The sequence below is a fragment of the Rhodopseudomonas parapalustris genome (assembly GCF_053772255.1).
On record NZ_JAMKBZ010000025.1, the window covers coordinates 1 to 19003 of the forward strand.

Annotated in this window: 16 protein-coding genes; 11 read left to right on the top strand and 5 right to left on the bottom strand. The window is 65.3% G+C overall.

Annotated features, from left to right (window positions below; all coding sequences use genetic code 11):
• Positions 1-211 precede the first annotated feature (211 nt).
• On the top strand, positions 212-1453 hold the full coding sequence (locus M9H71_RS19060) for a tyrosine-type recombinase/integrase (RefSeq protein WP_455406503.1): 1242 nt from the start codon (positions 212-214) through the stop codon (positions 1451-1453).
• A 40-nt stretch (positions 1454-1493) separates the two neighbouring features.
• Positions 1494-1931 carry a thermonuclease family protein gene (locus tag M9H71_RS19065; RefSeq protein WP_455406504.1) on the top strand — a complete coding sequence of 146 codons (438 nt, stop codon included), beginning with the start codon at positions 1494-1496 and terminating at the stop codon, positions 1929-1931.
• Between the two features lie 18 nt (positions 1932-1949).
• Here M9H71_RS19065 and M9H71_RS19070 read toward each other — a convergent pair whose 3' ends face one another.
• From M9H71_RS19070 to M9H71_RS19090, 5 genes are read right to left on the bottom strand one after another with little or no spacing between them, the layout of a single operon-like run.
• Entirely contained in the window at positions 1950-2843 is an 894-nt protein-coding gene (locus M9H71_RS19070) for a 3'-5' exonuclease (protein ID WP_455406505.1), read from the bottom strand.
• Positions 2830-4878, bottom strand: coding sequence for an ATP-binding protein (locus M9H71_RS19075; RefSeq protein ID WP_455406506.1), 2049 nt, complete (start codon positions 4876-4878; stop codon positions 2830-2832). Before M9H71_RS19075 ends, M9H71_RS19070 begins: the two co-directional genes overlap by 14 nt.
• A complete protein-coding gene (locus tag M9H71_RS19080) occupies positions 4875-6263 on the bottom strand; it encodes an SIR2 family protein (RefSeq protein ID WP_455406507.1) in 1389 nt (462 codons plus the stop codon). The genes M9H71_RS19075 and M9H71_RS19080 overlap by 4 nt, the downstream gene beginning before the upstream one ends.
• Positions 6221-7237 (bottom strand): nucleotidyl transferase AbiEii/AbiGii toxin family protein, encoded by a 1017-nt coding sequence (locus M9H71_RS19085; RefSeq protein ID WP_455406508.1) that lies wholly within the window; start codon positions 7235-7237, stop codon positions 6221-6223. Before M9H71_RS19085 ends, M9H71_RS19080 begins: the two co-directional genes overlap by 43 nt.
• Positions 7230-7823 (bottom strand): DUF6088 family protein, encoded by a 594-nt coding sequence (locus tag M9H71_RS19090; protein ID WP_455406509.1) that lies wholly within the window; start codon positions 7821-7823, stop codon positions 7230-7232. Before M9H71_RS19090 ends, M9H71_RS19085 begins: the two co-directional genes overlap by 8 nt.
• A 219-nt stretch (positions 7824-8042) precedes the next feature.
• Here M9H71_RS19090 and M9H71_RS19095 point away from each other — a divergent pair, with 219 nt between their 5' ends.
• From M9H71_RS19095 to M9H71_RS19135, 9 genes are all read left to right on the top strand, one after another.
• Positions 8043-8993 carry an ArdC family protein gene (locus M9H71_RS19095; RefSeq protein ID WP_455406510.1) on the top strand — a complete coding sequence of 317 codons (951 nt, stop codon included), beginning with the start codon at positions 8043-8045 and terminating at the stop codon, positions 8991-8993.
• A 110-nt stretch (positions 8994-9103) separates the two neighbouring features.
• Complete coding sequence (locus M9H71_RS19100; protein ID WP_455406555.1) at positions 9104-9604, top strand: hypothetical protein; 501 nt, start codon at positions 9104-9106, stop codon at positions 9602-9604.
• 237 nt (positions 9605-9841) lie between these two features.
• Positions 9842-11986 carry a ParB/RepB/Spo0J family partition protein gene (locus M9H71_RS19105; protein WP_455406511.1) on the top strand — a complete coding sequence of 715 codons (2145 nt, stop codon included), beginning with the start codon at positions 9842-9844 and terminating at the stop codon, positions 11984-11986.
• Positions 11987-12046: 60 nt separating this feature from the next.
• Positions 12047-12268 carry a hypothetical protein gene (locus M9H71_RS19110; protein WP_455406512.1) on the top strand — a complete coding sequence of 74 codons (222 nt, stop codon included), beginning with the start codon at positions 12047-12049 and terminating at the stop codon, positions 12266-12268.
• 63 nt (positions 12269-12331) lie between these two features.
• The gene (locus M9H71_RS19115; protein ID WP_053553346.1) at positions 12332-12748 is read left to right on the top strand and encodes a hypothetical protein; all 417 of its coding nucleotides are present in this window, start codon (positions 12332-12334) and stop codon (positions 12746-12748) included.
• Positions 12745-13008, top strand: coding sequence for a DUF6117 family protein (locus tag M9H71_RS19120; protein ID WP_455406513.1), 264 nt, complete (start codon positions 12745-12747; stop codon positions 13006-13008). The genes M9H71_RS19115 and M9H71_RS19120 overlap by 4 nt, the downstream gene beginning before the upstream one ends.
• Positions 13005-13301 carry a hypothetical protein gene (locus tag M9H71_RS19125; RefSeq protein ID WP_455406514.1) on the top strand — a complete coding sequence of 99 codons (297 nt, stop codon included), beginning with the start codon at positions 13005-13007 and terminating at the stop codon, positions 13299-13301. The genes M9H71_RS19120 and M9H71_RS19125 overlap by 4 nt, the downstream gene beginning before the upstream one ends.
• Before the next feature lie 153 nt (positions 13302-13454).
• Positions 13455-17801: a strawberry notch-like NTP hydrolase domain-containing protein gene (locus tag M9H71_RS19130; RefSeq protein ID WP_455406515.1), complete on the top strand. Its 4347-nt coding sequence runs from the start codon at positions 13455-13457 to the stop codon at positions 17799-17801.
• Positions 17801-18841 carry a DUF7146 domain-containing protein gene (locus M9H71_RS19135; RefSeq protein WP_455406516.1) on the top strand — a complete coding sequence of 347 codons (1041 nt, stop codon included), beginning with the start codon at positions 17801-17803 and terminating at the stop codon, positions 18839-18841. Before M9H71_RS19130 ends, M9H71_RS19135 begins: the two co-directional genes overlap by 1 nt.
• Positions 18842-19003: the final 162 nt, after the last annotated feature.

The window sequence follows — 19003 nt, forward strand, 5'->3', positions numbered from 1 at the left end:
TGCACAACCACCCCACTCATTGATTTCGATCCCACAGGATCACGCTCAATCCCGTTAAAACACTGGGTAAATCAGCGTTTTTTGGCATTGCGTAGTGGGGACGGCTTTGGCAAATTGGGGGCGGTTGAAGGGATAGAAAACGGCTTTCCGCTCCCAGCAAACGATCCCCGTTTCTCCTCGACCGATCCCAGTTGCGGACAAGGAGGAACGCATGCCAGCCCTGACCGACACCACGATCCGACATGCGCTGAAGCGCGTCGATATCAGCCGCAAGCAGGAAAATCTGGCCGATGGCGAGGGGCGCGGCACCGGCCGACTCGTCCTCGTCCTCAAGCCAATGCCGAAGCGCGTCACCGCCGACTGGATGGCGCAGCAATGGCGTGACGGCAAACGCACCAAGAAGAAGATCGGCGCCTACCCCTCGATGTCGCTCGCGCAGGCTCGCGAGATTTTCAAGCGCGACTATGCCGACGTCATCCAGAAGGGCCGGAGCATCAAGATCGCATCCGACACTCGCCCCGGCACCGTCGCTGACCTCTTCGAGGGTTACGTTGCTTCGCTCAAAGCCGCTGGCAAGCCCTCCTGGAAGGAGACGGAGAAGGGCCTCAACAAGATCGCCAACACCCTCGGGCGCAACCGCCTCGCCCGCGAGATCGAGGCCGAGGAAATCGTCGAGCTGATCCGCCCGATCTATGAGCGCGGCGCCAAGTCGATGGCCGACCATGTGCGTTCCTATATGCACGCGGCCTTTGGCTGGGGCATGAAGTCGGACAACGACTATCGGCAGCAGTCGGCTCGCCGCTTTCGCATCCCCTTCAATCCGGCGACAGGCATTCCGACCGAACCGAAGGTCAAGGGCACCCGCTGGCTCGATGAAGACGAGTTCGTGCAGCTCTATCGTTGGCTGGAATGCCCCGACACGCCGGTTCACCCGCCCTATACCCGCGCCGTCAGGATCATCATGCTGACCGGCCAGCGCGTCCAGGAGATCGCGAGCCTTCACATCGACCAGTGGGACGCGAAGGAAAAGATCATCGACTGGTCCAAGACCAAGAACAATCAGCCCCATGCCGTTCCGGTGCCTGAGTTGGCCGCAGAGCTACTCGCGTCCATCAACGTCAACGAATATGGCTGGTTCTTCCCTTCGGCCACAGACCCGTCCAAGCCTGTTAGCCACGGCACGCTTTACTCGTTCATGTGGCGCCAGCGGGACCGCGGCGTGATCCCCTATGTGACGAACCGCGACCTGCGCCGAACCTTCAAGACGCTGACCGGCAAGGCGGGGATCTCGAAGGAAATCCGCGACCGCCTTCAGAACCATGCGTTGCAGGACGTCAGCTCCAAGCACTATGACCGCTGGCACTACATGGTGGAAAAGCGCGCGGGCATGGCGAAATGGGACAAGTTCGTCCGTGCCATGCTCGCCAAGAAGCGCCTGAAAGCGGCGGCATAAGCCTCCGGCGCACCATAAAAGGCGGAAGTGAAAAACGACTATGCGTATCGTAATAGGGCTGGCCGTGCTGGCGGCACTGACCACAGCGACGGCGGCCAAGGCCGATCCCTGCAAGGCCATTCCCGACCGCGGCCCGATGCCGTCCTATCTCCATCGCGGCGCGCACTTCTCCGGTCCCGTGGTCTATGTCGGTGACGGCGACTCCTTGTGCGTGGCCGTCGGTCAAGGGCCGGCCAACTGGGTGGAGATCCGGCTGGAGGATTTCTACGCGCCCGAACTTCACTCTCCCACCGGCCCCGCCGCCAAGGCCGCGCTGGAGAAGATCGCGATGGGTCGGAATGCGGAGTGCGTCGCCAACCACCAGTCCTACGACCGCGTGGTGGCCACCTGCCGGATCGGCGGGCGCTCCATCGGGGACTTGCTGAAGGCCGCCGGGAGCATCGAGGGCGGCAATGGATACGGCCAGGGCAAGCAATAGCCCGGCCCTCGACGGCGTTCAGATCCGGTCTGAAAACCGATCATACGCATCGATCCGCCGAACCGGGGGATCGACCTCATACCGATAGATTTCCGTTCTCAAGAACCGCAGCTCGGCCTCGCGTTGAGCTTCGGGAACGTCGATATACCATGCGCGCGGCTGCGGGCCGGGATCGCCGTTCCAACGGTATCCCCGTGCTTTGAGGACATCCTTGAGGTCGAAGGGCGAGTTCTCCGCCCAGATGCGCCAAGAAACGGCACGAGCGCCGTCCAGGAGGCGGCTAAGACCCGTAACGCCTGATCGGGGCAGCCCAATTGCCAGCAACTCGACCGTAGCAAGACAGTCGTGCATCGCGCGGTGGCGGTCGTAGAAGAAGTTGGCGGCTTGAGCGAGATAGGCGAGTTTCGTGCCCTCGAACCCCTCCGCTGCCCAATCGATCTGGCTGAGCGAGCAAGCCCACGGCTTCGTCGAAAACACGTCGCTGAATCGTTCAAGAAAGCGGCGGTCGAACGTCGCGTTGTGCGCGATGACGAGAGAAGCCGGCGCCGCGAATGTGGCGACCGCTGCGGGATCGATGATCTGGCCGGCCACCATCTCATTCGTGATGCCCGTGATCGCGGTGATTTCCGGGGCGATAGGTTCGCTCGGCTGACGCAGCCCTTGGAAGCTGTCGCCCACGCTGAAAACGGTGCCATCCAAGCCGTAGTTGAATGGCGTCATGGCGAGTTCGATGATCTCGTCTCGCTGAGGATCGAGCCCTGTCGTCTCCACATCGACTACCAGCCCAAGGCGCAACGGCGTGCCGGGAGGCGGAATGATGCGAGGGCGTGGCTTGAGACGCCGGATGACCCGGTAATCCCCCGTGGCCTCCAGTGTCTGCGCCAGGGTCTCCAGATGTTCAGAAGATGTCATCGCCCGGCGCTTCGTTTACCGCCATCGGCTCCCCTCCAGCCGCCGCAGCAGCGGCGTCGGCCGGCCGGGGCGCGAGGCGAATGTCAGCGGCTCGACCTTCTTCGTGGAACCACAGATCGACGACGGCGGTATCGTCGCTCCGCGGCCGCGGGAATGCCTCCCTGACCTTGAAGGTCGTCGGCAGATTCACCGACGTTCCAAACACCAGCGCGTGCTGCCGAGGCAATGACGGCAACCGCTTCAGGACCGACTCCGAGATGAACGGAGTCATCTGGCGAATCTGGGAGAGATCGTCGGGATTCTGGATGCGGTGAACCAGGAAGTTGGAGCACTGGCTGAGAACCGTCTTGGACAGCTCGCTCGGGCGCTGAGACGCCAGCAGCACGAACATTCCGTATTTGCGTCCTTCCTTGGCGATGCGCTCGAAAATCTTGGTGGCGTCGATGGAAAAGCGGGACGGCGTAGAGGCGACATATCTATGAGCCTCTTCGAGCAGTAGGTGTATCGGGAAGCGGTTTCTCGGTTCCGCATGGCGAAGAAACCGAAAAAGCATGCGTGCGATGACCGCACTGACCAGCTCAACGATTTCATCTTCGACGGAATTGAGATCAATAATAATGATCTGATTGCGTTTGGCGAACGATTCTCCGGCCGCCCTTTGCAGACCGACGATGTTGGTCAAAAACTCCAGATCGCTTACGGCCGCGTCAACGTCAGCTCCTTCGTGACGCAGAAAGGCATATTCTGTTCTCTCCTGGAGGGATCTGAGCCGCGTGACCATGGACGAGCAGTAGTCTCGGATTTGGCGATTGCCGTGAGCCTCCTCGTAGAGGATCGCGAAGTCGAGACACTCGTGCAGCTCATCAAAAGAGAATGGTGTCCGATTATAGGCTGGTAAGGGCGCGTCCTCCCGAAGCCTTTTTCTCACTTCGTCCAGAAACGCCGATTGGTTGTTTCCCGAAAAATTTCCATACTGAAAATTAGGATTAAAGCGGTTCAGAAGCGCCATATTCAGGTCGTTTGTCGGATACTTCTGGAGAAGGGAGACGACGCGCTGAAATTTCGATACGGGGGAGTCGCCATCTGCCCCTCGAAAACACTCGATGATGCAGGTGGCGACAAAGTGCTCGCGCAGCGCCAGAGCTTCTGGCGTATTGGCATGAAAGAGACTTGTCAGACCTAACGCCGTCCGAAGAACCGGCAGTTGTGTTCGCTCGCTGGCCTGCAAGAGCAGTTCCCATTCTGCCATCTCCAGGAACCAATGCGGCATACGGAAGCCAGCCGCCGTGCCGTCGAGGACGACGCGCTCGACCCCGATGGCTCCCTCCTTCGCGGAAGCGGCCAGAGCGGCGTGATACTCGCCATTGACGTCGAAGACAACGAAGGTCGCGCCGCGGGCGTGATGCTCCTCCGGCTTGCTGAAAAGGGACTGCAAGACCGAGGCGACCGTGCAGGACTTGCCGCTGCCGGTATTGCCCAGGACGGCGACATGACCGCCGAAGAACTCGTTCAGCCGGACCTTGATGTCGTAGTTCTCGAACACCACCGACTTGCCGATGGGCAGAACCCGATAGCGCGTGGCTCCTTCGGGTTCGCAGGCGCCACCATCCGGGCCGACTGACGGCTCGACGGCCGCCTCGGTCTCGAAGATGCGATCGAGTTCGCCGTCCAGTGCATAGAGTGCGTCCGCATACAGAGACGGGAAAACGGACACACCGAAACGGAACGCGCCGCCACGCATCGGCAACATGCCGACCGGCACCACGTCCAGATATTTTGATGAGCCAGCCCGATCGAAGTCGCCTCGCTCGGATGGAGTGCTCGCGTCGCGCTCTCGCAGACCGACAACCTCGACCACGACATATTCCGACTGCGATGGAATCATCAGGAACGATCCCAGCCGCGCCACATAATGCACGCCGTCGAAGCCAACGACCGTGAAGTTGTCGGTGCCGACGTGCATCTCCACGACAAAGCGGTCGGCCGCGACCGAGACCACCTTGCCGATCGCGCGTTTGCGATCGTCGTGGCTCATGCCTCGCCATCCTTCGTCTCGTCGTCCCTTTTCGGCGCCAGTTCGGACAACACCTTGCGAACGGCGTCATCGATCCTGTCGCTGGGACGCTGCGGCATGAAATGCTCGACGATCATGTCGAAGTAGTGCGCCCTCGTCCCCTCGGCAGGACCGTCGCCTCCAATGATCCAAATGCGCGGGTCGCGCAGCGCCCGCAGCTTGGCGATCTCGCCGGCCGTATCCGGCGCCGCGAAGATCACCAGACGGAACGTCGGGATCGTCAGCGCCTGGTAGATGATGTTGTTCAGGTGCTCATCGCCGAAGGCGTAGCCGGCCGTGATGAGAACGCTCTGCTCGCGCACGATCCGGGACTGAAATTCCCGGAACAGGTCCGCGTAGGGCGAGCCGAGTGAAGAGTTCTGCTTCGCCGGCGTCGGATAGATCAGCATCTGGTTCGTGGATTCCGGCGGCCAGACCTCCTTGATCGGGAACAGGCCGTGATCGTCCTCGGTCCAAGTGACCGAACCATGCAATTTGCAGAGATAGACGAAGGCGTCGACGGCGGTCCACTTGCGGCTGGCGACGTCGAGCTGCTCGGCCAAGGCATAGCGGAAGATCGCCGGGTTGAAGCGACGTTCCACCACGCCGGAAAAGCCGTTGGCATAGGGAATGCCCAGGCGATCCATCGCCAATTCGCTGAAATGATCGTAGTTGGTCGTGAACACCCACGGCCGGGGCAAGGACCGATCTCGCAGGACCAGCTTCTTGTAGAACCGCTCGTAGAGGTCGCGCACGGTGGTGTCGCCCTGCGTGGCGAAGGCCCCTTGGGTGACACGGGTCCATAGGAAGTCCTGGACCTTCTTGATGATGCCGTCGAGAACACCGCGGTAGGGGTGAAGATCGGGATTCTCGCTCTGGCGCAGCACGAACTGCTGCGCGAACAGCACCTCCATCAAGCGTTCCAGGTTCCGGCTGTAGTCCTTCGCCAGGTCGATCCCGAGCGCATCGAGATAGTCGAGTTCGCCCTTGGTCAGCCGCCACGGCGCCGGGGCAGCGCCGACGACCGGCGGATCACCGTAAAATCCCGCCGCCCGCGCCTCGAGGGTTTCCCCACAGAACTCCTTGGCCAGGGGCGCCATGGTCGCAATGCCGAGTTCCTTTTTGTCCCTCATCAGGGAGGAACATCCAGCGCCGAGCAAAAACGCGATATTCTTGGCGTTCATGGCCTCGGAAATCGCCTGGCGGGCGCTCTCGATCCCCTTGTTCCAGTCGAGTTCCGATGGATCGGCATCGCCGTTCCGCAGAAACTGGAATTTTCGTTCGTCTCCGACTTCGCTCATATACCCCCGATCCCCCCAGTTTCTTATTTGACCGCGCTGTTCGCGCGCGCGGCTATATCGGCGCACCGCGCCATGAGCGCCTCGAACGGCTCCGCGTCATCGAAGAGCAGTCCATCCTCGACCATGCGGGCATAGTCGTCCTCCAGCGCCTTCGCGCCATCGCCGGCCGGCACGAGCTGCAAGCCGCCGTTGACGGCCGCTGCATAGTCGATCGGCGTGCGGTCGGCGGCCTTCTCCGCGAAGAACATCGACTTGTGGCGGGCGACTGCGTTGGCCAGTTCGCGATCGGCGAAAGCGGCTTCCGCGAAGCCGGCTTCATCCAGCCGGACAACATCGTGCCAGTGTCGTGCGAAGCGGTCGCCGCGCAGCCGTTCCTGGAGGCAGAAAACATGGATGGCGGTCGCCTTCTCCCAGAAGGTCCGCTCCGCGTGCATGACGCGCGGCCGCGCCGTCGGGAATATCAGCCCGTCGATCAGGCCGGCCGCTTCGCATACGACGTCGCGCAGGCTCGCCGGTTCGCCCGTCGAGCGGGCGCCGAACTCCAGCATGACGCTGGGCGCGACATAGCCGGAGCCGGCCGCGGTCGCCTCATAGTCGATAAAGAGCTTGTCATCCTCGACGCGAATGGCCGCGGCCAGACCTTCGGCGGCCAGCGCGGTCGCGATCACGGGCTGCACGGCCTCCGCGACCCAGACCGGCAATCGCCGGCGGACCTCGCTGGACCAGCGCTTTTCCTCGCTCCGGGTTTTCGGCAGGCCCTCGCCATTGTCCCCGACCAGATCGGGCGCGATCGCCCGAATGTCGTAGGTCAGATCCACATCCTCCGAAAACCGGCGGATGACCTGATAGGCTTTCGACAGCGACGTGCCGCCCTTGAACACCAGATGTTCACCGAGCGGCGCGGCGTAGAGGGTCGCCAGCGCCCACACCACCCACACATCCTTTTCGAGAAGATGGGTAGGACGGCCCGAGCGGTCGGCAGCGACACCCAACACATCGCGCCGATCCTCGGCCGAAAGCTGGAGGAAGACGTCAGCCATACGCCGCCTTTCCGACGCTCTGTGCGAGCCATGTCGGAAGCTGCGGCGCGGCGGCGACCAGTTCGCCGAACACGCCGGGCGGCATCTTCCGCTTCAATGTCGTGAGCGCGGCCTCCACCCTTTCCGGGCCGAGCCAGGCAAGCGCCCGCACGGCCTCCCCCGCCGGGCGGTTGGCCAGGGCCAGTTGCCAGCGCGGCGCGTGCCGCAATTCCACGACCTGCTTGCCAAGGTACATCTTTCGACTGCGCCCGGAGGTCAGATAGACCGAGCGGACGGGCACCTGCGTCGTCAAGCCAAGGGCGTTCGCCGCGGCGGCGCCGTTCGAGACGATGATCTCCCCCTTTTGGGTCGCAAGGGCCTCGACAGCCTGCTCGACCGAAGGTGCGCGCGTGCCGAACCGGCTGGCGATGGGACGCAGATAGACGCCACGACCGGCGCGGATGAGCTGCCCGCGCTCCGACAGGCGCGACAATGCCTGATCCACGGCCGCCCGGTTTCCGAGGTGGAGCAGGCCCTTGGCGGACACGGGGGCGCCTTCGGGCAATCCCGCCGCATGGGCCAGAATCTGTTCGGTCAGCCGTGTCATCGTCTTTCTCCTGTCGGAAATATACGCGAGTTTCTGACAGTTTTCAAGGAAGCCCGGATAGGGGAAAGCCTTCCCCTGCGGCCGAGCCAGGGTCTCGGCCGACCCCTTCTGCGGGGAGACCCCCGCAACGCCCCCTGGAGAGTGAGAGTGCGGACGGGGTTTCCGTGACGGGTTGAGGGCTGGAGAAGAGGTCTCCGGCGCCCGTCGCGGAGAACCGCGATGTTCAGGAACGACCGCAACGGGCGTGCCGGCTCCGGCCGGACGAACCTTTACGACGACATCACTAGCAAGATCATCGCCGAGCTGGAGGCGGGCCGCTTCCCCTGGGTCCAGCCCTGGGGATCGGCCTCGGTCAAGGCGCCCCTCGCCATGCCGAGAAACGCCGCGACCGGGCGGCACTATTCGGGGATCAACGTGCTGATCCTCTGGGGCGCGGTGATCCAGCACGGCTTTCCCGGCCAGAGCTGGCTCACCTTCCGCCAGGCCCTGTCGCTTGGCGGCAATGTCCGCCGCGGCGAACACGGCACCACCGTCGTCTATGCCGACCGTTTCACGCCGGAGGACGAGAAGCGCCGCGCCCGCGAGACCGGCGAGGAAGCCGCCGCGATCCCGTTCCTCAAGCGCTTCACGGTGTTCAACGCGGCGCAATGCGACGAGCTGCCGGAGGATGTCGCCATTGTGGCCCCACCGCCTCCGCCCGGACTCATCGAACCGCAGGTCGAGGCCCTGATCCGGGCGACCGGCATCGACTTCCGCATCGGCGGCGACCGCGCTTTCTATGTCCCGTCGCATGACTATGTGCAGGTGCCGCCGCCGCAGGCGTATTTCGAGCCAATCAACTGGCACCGTACGGCCCTGCACGAGCTCGGGCACGCCACGGGCCACCCCTCGCGCCTGAACCGCGATTTCTCGGGTTCCTTCGGCTCGAAGAAATACGCCTTCGAGGAGCTGGTCGCCGAGATCAACGCGGCTTTCTGCTGCGCCTCGCTCGGCATCACGCCCACCGTCCGCCATGCCGACTATATCGGCTCCTGGCTCGAGGTGCTGCGCGAGGACAATCGCGCCATCGTCCGCGCCGCTTCCCAGGCTAGCAAGGCTGCCGATTGGCTGCTCGGCTTCTTGCCCGACACTCACGTCGGCATCGTCGAGGACGAACGACAGGCGGCGTGACGAACGCACATGGCAAGATCCCCCCTAAGGCTTAACAGTACATTGCTGATCTTGCTGTAGACTTCCCCTAGATTTTGCAGGCAACAGGACGCAGCAGGATTCAAATCGTGATGGAGAACACCTTGGGGCCAGACAATGCCATATGGGATGATGGCGAATGGGTGAGTTGGGACGAAATCAACCAGCAAATTCAATATAAAGAATGGCGTGCGCGTTATCCTAATGCTGACCTGTCGCTAGTGCCGGTCTTTGAATCCCTGATCGGCACCGCCGAGGAATATTACCTCCTGACCGGCAGGCACCTGCAAGTGTATGGGGACATTGGCGAACTGTATGGCGCAATCACCCACGGCATCAAGCTGCACCGCAACTACGCCAAGGGATCCGATGGCCGTCTCGGCAACGACTTTGTGGAAGTGAAAACCATCACGCCGTTCAAGAACTGCGATGTTGTCGAGATCAATCTTGAGCGCAATTTCAGCAAAGTCCTGATCGTGAAGATCAACGCGGATTTTGAGGTGCGGGGCAAGCTGGTCGACCGCAAGGCCCTCCCCAAAGGTAAGGTTCGGGGCCACCGGCTACGCATCGACTGGTCGGTTGTGGAAGCGTAGCCAGCAACAGCAAGCGGCAATTCCAACATAATGGATCGTGTGTGGCCCAACGAATGTGAGGGCCTCCACGGGACGTGACGATCCTGAAAACCGGAAAGGCGGAGAAGCGGGCTGCCGGCTTTACGCCTTTCCGCCCGCCTGGCGCTGCCCTCCGAGAGTGAGAGGGCGGCGCTTCGCTTCGTGACGGGTTGGAGGTCGAGAGAGAGGCTCCCGGCTGCCCGTCGCGGAGTAACGAACATGGCGACTGCCATTCAGAAGATCACCCTGTCGTCGGCGCGCGACATCCCCTTCAACAAGCTGGTGCTGAGCCAGTCCAATGTTCGGCGCGTCAAGGCCGGCGTCTCGATCGAGGAGCTGGCCGAGTCCATCGCCCGGCGCGGTCTCATCCAGAGCCTCCATGTCCGTCCCGTCCTCGACGCCGATGGCGCCGAGAGCGGCATGTTCGAGGTGCCCGCCGGTGGCCGCCGCTATCGTGCCCTCGAACTGCTCGCGAAGCAGAAGCGCCTGGCCAAGACTGCGCCGGTGCCCTGCGTCGTCGGCGACGCCAACAGCGACATCCTGGTCGACGAGGTCTCGCTGGTCGAGAACATGGAGCGCGCGCCGCTGCATCCACTCGACCAGTTCCGTGCCTTCCGGGCCATGCGCGACAAGGGTATGACCGAGGAAGCCATCGCCGCCGCCTTCTTCGTCGGCGTCAATGTCGTGAAGCAGCGCCTGCGCCTCGCCTCCGTCTCGCCGACTTTGCTCGAGATCTATGCCGAGGATGGCATGACGCTCGAACAGCTCATGGCCTTCACCGTCAGCTCCGACCATGCCCGTCAGGAACAGGTCTGGGAGGCAGTCAAGGATAGCTGGCAGAAGGAGCCCTATCAGATCCGTCGGATGCTGACCGAGACCTCAGTACGCGCCTCCGACAAAAGGGCCGTATTCATCGGCGTCGAGGCTTATGAGGCGGCCGGCGGTATCGTGCTGCGCGACCTGTTCCAGTCGGACGATGGTGGCTGGCTGCAAGATCCGGCCCTGCTCGACCGCATGGTGGCCGACAAGCTGAAGACCACCGCCGACGAGATCGCGAGCGAAGGCTGGAAATGGGTCGAGGCCGCCTTGAGCTTTCCCTACGGCCACCAGCATGGGCTTCGCGAACTGGCTGGTGTCACGGTCGACCTGACCGAGGAGGAGAGCGCCACCCGCGAAGCGCTGCGCGACGAATACGACCGACTCGAAGCCGAATATGCCGAAGCCGACGAGCTGCCGGACGAGATCGACGCACGTCTCGGCGAGATCGAACAGGCCCTCGACGCCTTCGAGCAGCGCCCGACGATATACGATCCGGCCGACATCGCCGTCGCCGGCGTCTTCATCAGCCTCGACGCCGACGGCTCGCTGTCGGTGGATCGCGGCTATGTCCGTCCCGAGGATGAACGTCCCGTCGAGACCGAAGGCAGCGATGTGCAGGAGGTTGACGGTGAAGCTGGCCAGCAGGCCGCGCCCGCCGTTCAACGCGCCGTCATCACCATCGGCGGCCAGCCCGCGGAGCCGGAGGACGATGAGGAGGACGGCGTCAAGCCGTTGCCCGAGCGCCTCGTCATCGAGCTGACCGCGCATCGCACCCTCGCTCTGCGCAACGCGGTTGCGGAACATCCCGACGTCGCCATGACCATGCTGCTGCACAAGCTGGTCAGCGACACCTTCCGGCGCACCGCGCCGGCCGGCTGCCTAGAGGCCCGCGTCAATCATATCTTCTTCTCGGCACAGTCCGAGGAGTTGAAGGACAGCACGCCCGCGCGCGCGGTCGCCGAGCGGCACGAGCGCTGGGGCGATCACGTTCCCGCCGACGATCAGGCGCTCTGGGACTGGCTCTCCCTGCTCGATCCCGGCACACGGCTCGATCTGCTCGCCCATTGCGTCAGCTTCGGCGTGAATGCTTTGTTCGAGCGGCCCAATCCCTACAGCGGATCGGGCGTCAGCCAGCATGGGCTGGACGTGCGGCTGTCACAGGCCGACCGGCTGGCGCGGGCCACCGGCCTCGACATGGTTGCGGCGGGCTGGAGGCCGACCGTCGGCAACTATCTCGGCCGCGTCACCAAGCCTCGCATCCTCGAAGCCGTGCGGGAGGGCGCGGGCGAACGGGCCGCCCAGCTCATCGACCATATGAAGAAAGGCGACATGGCCAAGGAGGCCGAGCGCCTTTTGGCCGACACCGGCTGGCTGCCGGAGCCGCTGCGCCTGGTCGACCTCGATGATGGGCAGACCATCGAACCTGGCACGAAGGCAGACGCCGGAGACGATGCCGCCTTGCCGGACTTCCTCAGCGAGGATGGCGACGACGAGGAAGCCGACGGGATCGAGGACGAGCACGCCCTGACGATCGCGGCCGAATGACCCTCACCGCGGGGGAGCGCCGAGAGTTCGCTTCCCCGCATCGTCGCAAGGAGACCCTCCATGATCGAACCCGACCCGTCCGCCACGCGCCGCGTCGTCTTCCAGTATCTCGTGCCCGTTCACGTCGAGGTCGAAGACGGTCTCGTCGTTTGCGTCACCGTCATCGACGAAACGCCGGTGCGCGACCCAACCCTGGTCGAAGGCGATACCGACTACCTGCCGGAAGCCGTCGCCGCCGCCGACGACGGCCAGCCCTGGCCATCCTGGCGGTTCGGCTACTGACCGCCTTCGCCCCCCAACTCAGCCCGGCCATCGCGCCGGGCTTTCTCGTTTCAGGAGCCTGTCATGGCCAACTATTTCACCCATTTCTCGTGCCTGCTCGATGTCGGCACGCCCGAGAACGCCGCCCGCGCGCTCGATCTCTACAACACGTTGTCCGCGGAAGGCGCGTCGGAGGAACCACCCTCCGAGGGCTTCCTTCTGTCGATCGAGCCGCAATACGGCGGCACCGAACTCTGGATGCGCGACGACGTGACCGGCGATCCCGAGCGCCTCATCCAGTTCGTGAAGCGTTGCGCCGCCGAGTTCGGCCTCACCGGCAGATGGGGCTTCCAATACGCCAACACCTGCTCGCGGCCGCGTCTCGACGGGTTCGGCGGCGGCGCCCATGTCCTCGACCTCGCCACCGGCGAGACCGTGGACTGGATCTACACCGATGGCTGGCTTGCCCAGACCCTCTCCGACGAGGGAGGTCCGCTATGAGCATCCCCTCCCATGCCCGGAGCAATTTCCAGACCCTGCTGCGGGCGGCGGGCGACGGCAATCTCGCCCTCATGGAGTGCCTCGACGCGGTGACGGGCAGCTCGCGCTACGTCATCTGCGCTGTCGGGCGGGACAACGGCGACTATGTCTTCACGCCCTTCGGCCATCTCGCCGACGGCAATCCCTACGATGCCTATCTGCCGCCCGATCCCGACGATCCCGAGGGCTTCGTGCGGCCCGATACGGGAGAGGCGCCATGACCGACATCGACGCCATCTTCGCGGCGGATCGCCAGCATCCGCCGCATGAACGGTCTCTACCCTGGCCGGAGACCAGAGGCGGCCTCACCGTCGTCGTCGAGCCCAAGCCTCACTGGGCCAGCGACATGCGGGCGTTTCGATCCGATGCTCGGGAATATTGCGCCTATGCCGACTGGACCGCGAACGGCGCTCGCGCGCGGTTCTTCGGCCATGTCGATACCTGCGGCGATGATCTGATCCGCAAGGCCCGCACGCTCGTCGCCTACGAGATCGCGGACGGGCTCTGGAACTGATCCCCTCGAAAAGCGCCCCACCTCACGGTCGGGCGCTTTTTCCGTTCGGGCGCCTTGAGAGTGAAAGGGCCGCCGGGACGGGTTTGAGCCGGTGCGGTCGAGAGAGAGCGCCGCGCGGGCTCGCCCTTTCCCGCTCTCCAAGAGGTTCCCACCATGACCATGATTTCCGCATCGGCGGCGGCGACCGCCGCCGCGCCGCTTCCGCTCGGCTCCAATCCCGAACCCGCCGCCGCCATCCTCGCGGCCGCCGGCCAGCTCCTGCCTCATCTCGAACGCGGCGAGCGCGTCGACGCCGCCGCCCTGCGTGCGGCGATGGAGACCGCCTTCGGCGCATCGGACGCCACCGGCGCCTGGGGCTGGAAGACGGCCTATGACGCCTGCGAGGCGGCGACCGTCCTGTTCCTCCGTAAATACGGACGTGCGCTTTTCCGTAAAGCCGGGTCTCCGGCGGCTCGCCTTTCCGCGCTGTCGAAAATCGCCAACCTGCTGCCGACGCATACGCGGCGTTCGGCGGAGAGCCAGACCTTCCAGCAGTTCTCGACGCCGATCCCGCTCGGCCTGGTCGCCGCCCACGCCGCCGCCATCACTCCGGCCGACCGGTTGCTCGAGCCGTCGGCGGGCACCGGCCTGCTCGCCATCCTCGCCGAGATCACGGGCGGCGCGCTCGTTCTCAACGAGCTGGCCGACACCCGCGCCAATCTGCTGTCGCTTCTCTTCCCGGCCATTTCCGTCACCCGTTTCGACGCGGCGCAGATCGACGATCATCTCGATCCCGCCGTGATGCCCAGCGTTGTGCTGATGAATCCGCCCTTTTCGGTCATGGCCAATGTCGAGGGCCGCATGGCGGACGCCGCTTACCGCCATGTCGCCTCGGCCCTGGCGCGTCTGGCCCCCGGCGGCCGGCTCGTGGCGATCACCAGCGCCAGCTTCGCACCTGACAATCCGGCCTGGCGGGACGCCTTCGTCCGGTTGCAGGCGCGCGGGCGCGTCGTCTTCTCCGCCGTCATCGACGGCTCCGTCTATGCCAAACACGGCACCACCATCGAGACGCGCCTGACTGTCATCGACAAGCGGCCGGCCGACGATCCCGCCGTGTTTCCGGCAGCGCCCGGCGTCGCGCCGGACGTCGCCACGCTGCTGGGCTGGATCGACGAGCAGGCGCCGAAACGGCTCGCCGTCGATCCCTCCGTCGTGGTCCCGGCCATCGCGCCTGCCACCCCTCGCAGCGTGCGCGGCTATATCAACCGCGCCGCCAAGGCAGTCCCGGCGACTGCACCGATGGCCGAACCGGAGGGCCTGCCGCTCGCCTACGAGACCCAGGACTGGCTCGCCGGCGAAGGCGGCCGTCTATCCGAGAGCATCTACGAGGAATACGGATTGCAGGCGATCCGTATCGCCGGCGCCCAGGCCCATCCGACCCGGCTGGTGCAGTCGGCCGCAATGGCTTCGGTCGCTCCGCCCAAGCCGAGCTATCAGCCAAGCCTGCCGCCCAACATCCATGAGCTGCTGTCGGACGCCCAGCTTGAGACCGTGATCTATGCGGGCGAAGCGCACGCGGACCATCTCGCCGGGTCGTGGACAGTGGACGCCACCTTCGACATCGTCACCGCCGCGCGCGAAGATGCGGAGAACGCCGCTCGCTTTCGGCGCGGCTTCATGATCGGCGACGGCACCGGCGTCGGCAAAGGCCGTCAGTCCGCGGCGATCATTCTCGACAACTGGCTCCAGGGCCGCCGCAAGGCGGTGTGGATCAGCAAGTCCGACAAGCTGATCGAGGACGCGCAGCGCGACTGGTCGGCGCTCGGCATGGAACGCCTGCTGGTCACGCCCCTGTCGCGCTTCCCGCAGGGGCGGCCGATCACGCTGCTGGAAGGCGTCCTGTTTACGACCTATGCCACGCTACGCTCCGATGACCGCGGCGAGAAGGTTTCGCGCGTCCGGCAGATCGTCGAATGGTTGGGCTCCGACTTCGACGGAGTCCTCATTTTCGACGAGGCGCACGCGATGCAGAATGCCGGTGGCGGCAAGGGAGAACGCGGCGACGTCGCCGCCTCGCAGCAGGGCCGCGCCGGCCTGCGCCTCCAGCACGCGCTGCCGAACGCCCGCGTCGTCTATGTCTCCGCGACCGGCGCCACCACGGTCCACAACCTCGCCTACGCCCAGCGGCTCGGCTTGTGGGGCGGCGAGGATTTTCCGTTCTCGACGAGGGCCGAGTTCATCGAGGCGATCGAGGCCGGCGGCGTCGCGGCGATGGAGGTGCTGGCCCGCGACCTGCGCGCTCTCGGCCTCTACACCGCCCGTTCGCTCTCGTTCGACGGCGTGGAATACGAGCTGGTCGAACACGCGCTCAGCCCTGAGCAGACCCGCATCTACGACGCCTATGCCGGGGCCTTCGCCGTCATCCATAACAATCTGGATGCGGCGATGGAGGCCGCCAACATCACCGGCGCGTCCGGCACGCTGAACCGGCAGGCCAAGTCCGCCGCCCGCTCGGCCTTCGAGAGCGCCAAGCAGCGCTTCTTCGGCCATCTGCTCACCAGCATGAAGACGCCGACCCTGATCCGGTCGATCAGCGGCGACCTGGAAGCCGGCCATGCCGCTGTCATCCAGATCGTCTCGACTGGCGAGGCGCTGATGGAACGCCGCCTGGCCGACCTGCCGACCGAGGAATGGAACGACGTTCGCGTCGACATCACGCCGAGGGAATATGTTCTCGACTACCTCGCCCATTCCTTCCCGGTGCAGCTCTACGAGCCCTTCACCGACAGCGAGGGCAACCTCTCGTCGCGGCCGGTCTATCGCGACGGCCAGCCCGTCGAAAGCCGCGAAGCCGTCGCGCGCCGCGACGAACTGATCGCGCAGCTCGCCTCGCTGCCGCCCGTGCCCGGCGCGCTCGACCAGATCGTCCAGCATTTCGGCACGGATCTGGTGGCCGAGGTGACGGGCCGCTCGCGGCGCATCGTCCGCAAGAGCACGCCTTCGGGCGGCGACCGACTCGTCGTCGAGAACCGCGCCGCAGCCGCCAATCTCGCCGAAACCCAGGCGTTCATGGACGACAGCAAGCGCATCCTGATCTTCTCGGACGCCGGCGGCACCGGCCGCAGCTATCATGCCGAGCTTTCGGCGCGGAACGCCCGGCTGCGCGTCCACTATCTGCTCGAACCCGGCTGGAAAGCGGACGCCGCCATCCAGGGACTCGGCCGCACGCACCGGACCAACCAGGCGCAGCCACCGCTGTTCCGGCCCGTCGCCACGGACGTCAAGGCGGAGAAGCGCTTCCTCTCCACCATCGCCCGGCGGCTCGACACGCTGGGCGCCATCACCCGCGGCCAGCGCCAGACCGGCGGCCAGGGCCTGTTCCGCCCCGAGGACAATCTGGAAAGCCCCTACGCCCGCGATGCGCTCCGCCAGCTCTATCTCCTGCTGGTGCGCGGCAAGGTCGAAGGCTGCTCGCTCGAACGCTTCGAGTCCGCCACCGGCCTGAAGCTGATGGACGCGAACGGCATCAAGGACGAACTGCCCCCGATCACCACCTTCCTCAATCGGCTGCTGGCCCTGACCATCGAGCTTCAGGGCATCCTGTTCACCGCCTTTGAGCAGCTTCTCACCGCCAAGATCGAGGGGGCCATAGCCGCGGGCATCTACGATGTCGGGCTGGAGACGCTGACGGCGGAGGGCTTCACCGTCACCGGCCGCCAGACCATCTATACGCATCCGGGCACGGGCGCCGAGACCCGGCTCCTCACCATCGCGCAGCGGACCCGAAACCGCCCGGTCACGCTGGACGACGCGCTCGCCCATCTCGGCGAGCCCGGCGCCCGGCTGCTGGTCAACGAACGGTCGGGCCGCGCCGCGGTGCAGATCCCCGCCACCTCGGTCATGCTCGACGATGGCGAGATCGAACGCCGCGTCCGGCTGATCCGGCCGATGGAATCACACACCGTTCCGGTGAAGATGATGGGCGAGACCCATTGGACCGAGGCGGAACGGAACGACTTCGCCTCGGCCTGGAACGCCGAGGTCGCGGACGTGCCGGCTTTCTCCGACAGCACGATCCATATCGTCGCCGGCCTGTTGCTGCCGATCTGGAAGCGGCTGCCGAACGAGTCCACCCGCGTCTATCGGCTCCAGACCGACGAGGGCGAGCGGATCGTCGGCCGCAAGGTCTCGCCCGCCTGGGCGGCCAATGCGACCACGACCGGCGCAGCCACGCTCGCGCCCGCCGACGCCTTCATGGCGCTGGTGGATGGCCACACCATCCTCGACCTCGCCGAGGGGCTTCAGCTTCGCCGCGTCCGTGTGATGGGCGCCAACCGCATCGAACTGTCGGGCTTCACCGACACGATGCGCGAGCGGCTCACCGCCTACGGACTGTTCCACGAGATCATCTCCTGGAAGCTCAGGATGTTCGTGCCGACCGATAGCGCCGGTCCCGCAGTGCTGGAGCGCGTGCTGGGCCGCTATCCGGTCCAGCGCATCGGCGAACGCGAGGCGGCGTGATGACCCGTCTCGACGCTTCGGATCTGGCGCAGCGTCTCGGCCGGGAAGCCGAGGCGGTGTGCCGCCATTATCTCGACGCCGGCCATCGTCAGGGCAATTACTGGCAGGTCGGCGATGCGCGCAACACGCCCGGCCGCTCGATGTTCGTCCGGCTCAAGGAGACGGCGAAGGGGCCGGCAGGCAAATGGACCGACGCCGCCACCGGAGAGCATGGCGATCTGCTCGACGTGATCCGGGAGAGTTGCGGCCTCGCCGACTTCGCCGATGTCGTCGAGGAAGCCCGCAGCTTTCTCAGCCTGCCGCGTCCGAAACCCGCGCCGGCGACGAAGAAGCGACCGGGCACGCCTGCCCCGTCGGGCTCGGCCGAAGCGGCAAGGCGATTGTTCGCCATGGCGCAGCCGATCAGCGGCACCCCCGTAGAGACATATCTTCGCCATCGCGGCATTACGGCTTTGCACGGAACCGGAAACCTTCGCTTCCATCCACGCTGCTATTATCGGCCCGATGACCACGGCCCGACCGAAACCTGGCCGGCGATGATCGCCGCCGTCACCGATCTCAGGGGCGCGATCACCGGCGCGCATCGCACTTGGCTCGCCCCTGACGGCTCCGACAAGGCGCCGATCGAAACGCAGCGCAAGGCGATGGGCGACTTGCTCGGCCATGCCGTTCGCTTCGGGATCGCCGGCGAGGCGATGGCGGCGGGCGAAGGCATCGAAAGCGTCCTGTCGGCGCGTCAAACGATACCACACATGGCGATGGCGGCGGCGCTGTCCGCAGCCCATCTGGCCGCCATCCTGTTCCCCGAGACGCTGCGCCGACTCTATATACTGCGCGACAACGACCCGGCAGGCGACGGCGCGCGGGACAACCTGGTCGAACGGGCGAACGCGGCCGGAATCGAGGCCATCGTGCTCTCGCCGGTGCTTGAGGACTTCAACGAAGATCTCCGGCGCCTCGGGCTCGATGCGCTCCGCGCCAGCCTGCGGGTGCAGCTCGCGCCGCAGGACGTCGCCCGCTTCATGGCTCAGGCGGCTTAGCCGCCCGCGACGGACGTCACGGCTGCCGTCATCATGCCCGCCGGCATGCGTCAACCATCGGAGAGGACCGCGCCTCGGCCTTCGAGAGGGCGATCGGCCCACAAACGGGCTAGGCCGGCAATGGCGGCGGCCGACTATTTTCCGGCGCGGCCCTGCGGGCCG

What these genes read in the sequence shown, in the direction of transcription:
- M9H71_RS19060 (WP_455406503.1), top strand. Translation starts at nt 212, where the DNA reads ATGCCAGCCCTGACCGACACCACGATCCGACATGCGCTGAAGCGCGTC.
- M9H71_RS19065 (WP_455406504.1), top strand. Translation starts at nt 1,494, where the DNA reads ATGCGTATCGTAATAGGGCTGGCCGTGCTGGCGGCACTGACCACAGCG.
- M9H71_RS19070 (WP_455406505.1), bottom strand. Translation starts at nt 2,843, where the DNA reads ATGACATCTTCTGAACATCTGGAGACCCTGGCGCAGACACTGGAGGCC.
- M9H71_RS19075 (WP_455406506.1), bottom strand. Translation starts at nt 4,878, where the DNA reads ATGAGCCACGACGATCGCAAACGCGCGATCGGCAAGGTGGTCTCGGTC.
- M9H71_RS19085 (WP_455406508.1), bottom strand. Translation starts at nt 7,237, where the DNA reads ATGGCTGACGTCTTCCTCCAGCTTTCGGCCGAGGATCGGCGCGATGTG.
- M9H71_RS19090 (WP_455406509.1), bottom strand. Translation starts at nt 7,823, where the DNA reads ATGACACGGCTGACCGAACAGATTCTGGCCCATGCGGCGGGATTGCCC.
- M9H71_RS19095 (WP_455406510.1), top strand. Translation starts at nt 8,043, where the DNA reads ATGTTCAGGAACGACCGCAACGGGCGTGCCGGCTCCGGCCGGACGAAC.
- M9H71_RS19100 (WP_455406555.1), top strand. Translation starts at nt 9,104, where the DNA reads ATGGAGAACACCTTGGGGCCAGACAATGCCATATGGGATGATGGCGAA.
- M9H71_RS19105 (WP_455406511.1), top strand. Translation starts at nt 9,842, where the DNA reads ATGGCGACTGCCATTCAGAAGATCACCCTGTCGTCGGCGCGCGACATC.
- M9H71_RS19110 (WP_455406512.1), top strand. Translation starts at nt 12,047, where the DNA reads ATGATCGAACCCGACCCGTCCGCCACGCGCCGCGTCGTCTTCCAGTAT.
- M9H71_RS19115 (WP_053553346.1), top strand. Translation starts at nt 12,332, where the DNA reads ATGGCCAACTATTTCACCCATTTCTCGTGCCTGCTCGATGTCGGCACG.
- M9H71_RS19120 (WP_455406513.1), top strand. Translation starts at nt 12,745, where the DNA reads ATGAGCATCCCCTCCCATGCCCGGAGCAATTTCCAGACCCTGCTGCGG.
- M9H71_RS19125 (WP_455406514.1), top strand. Translation starts at nt 13,005, where the DNA reads ATGACCGACATCGACGCCATCTTCGCGGCGGATCGCCAGCATCCGCCG.
- M9H71_RS19130 (WP_455406515.1), top strand. Translation starts at nt 13,455, where the DNA reads ATGACCATGATTTCCGCATCGGCGGCGGCGACCGCCGCCGCGCCGCTT.
- M9H71_RS19135 (WP_455406516.1), top strand. Translation starts at nt 17,801, where the DNA reads ATGACCCGTCTCGACGCTTCGGATCTGGCGCAGCGTCTCGGCCGGGAA.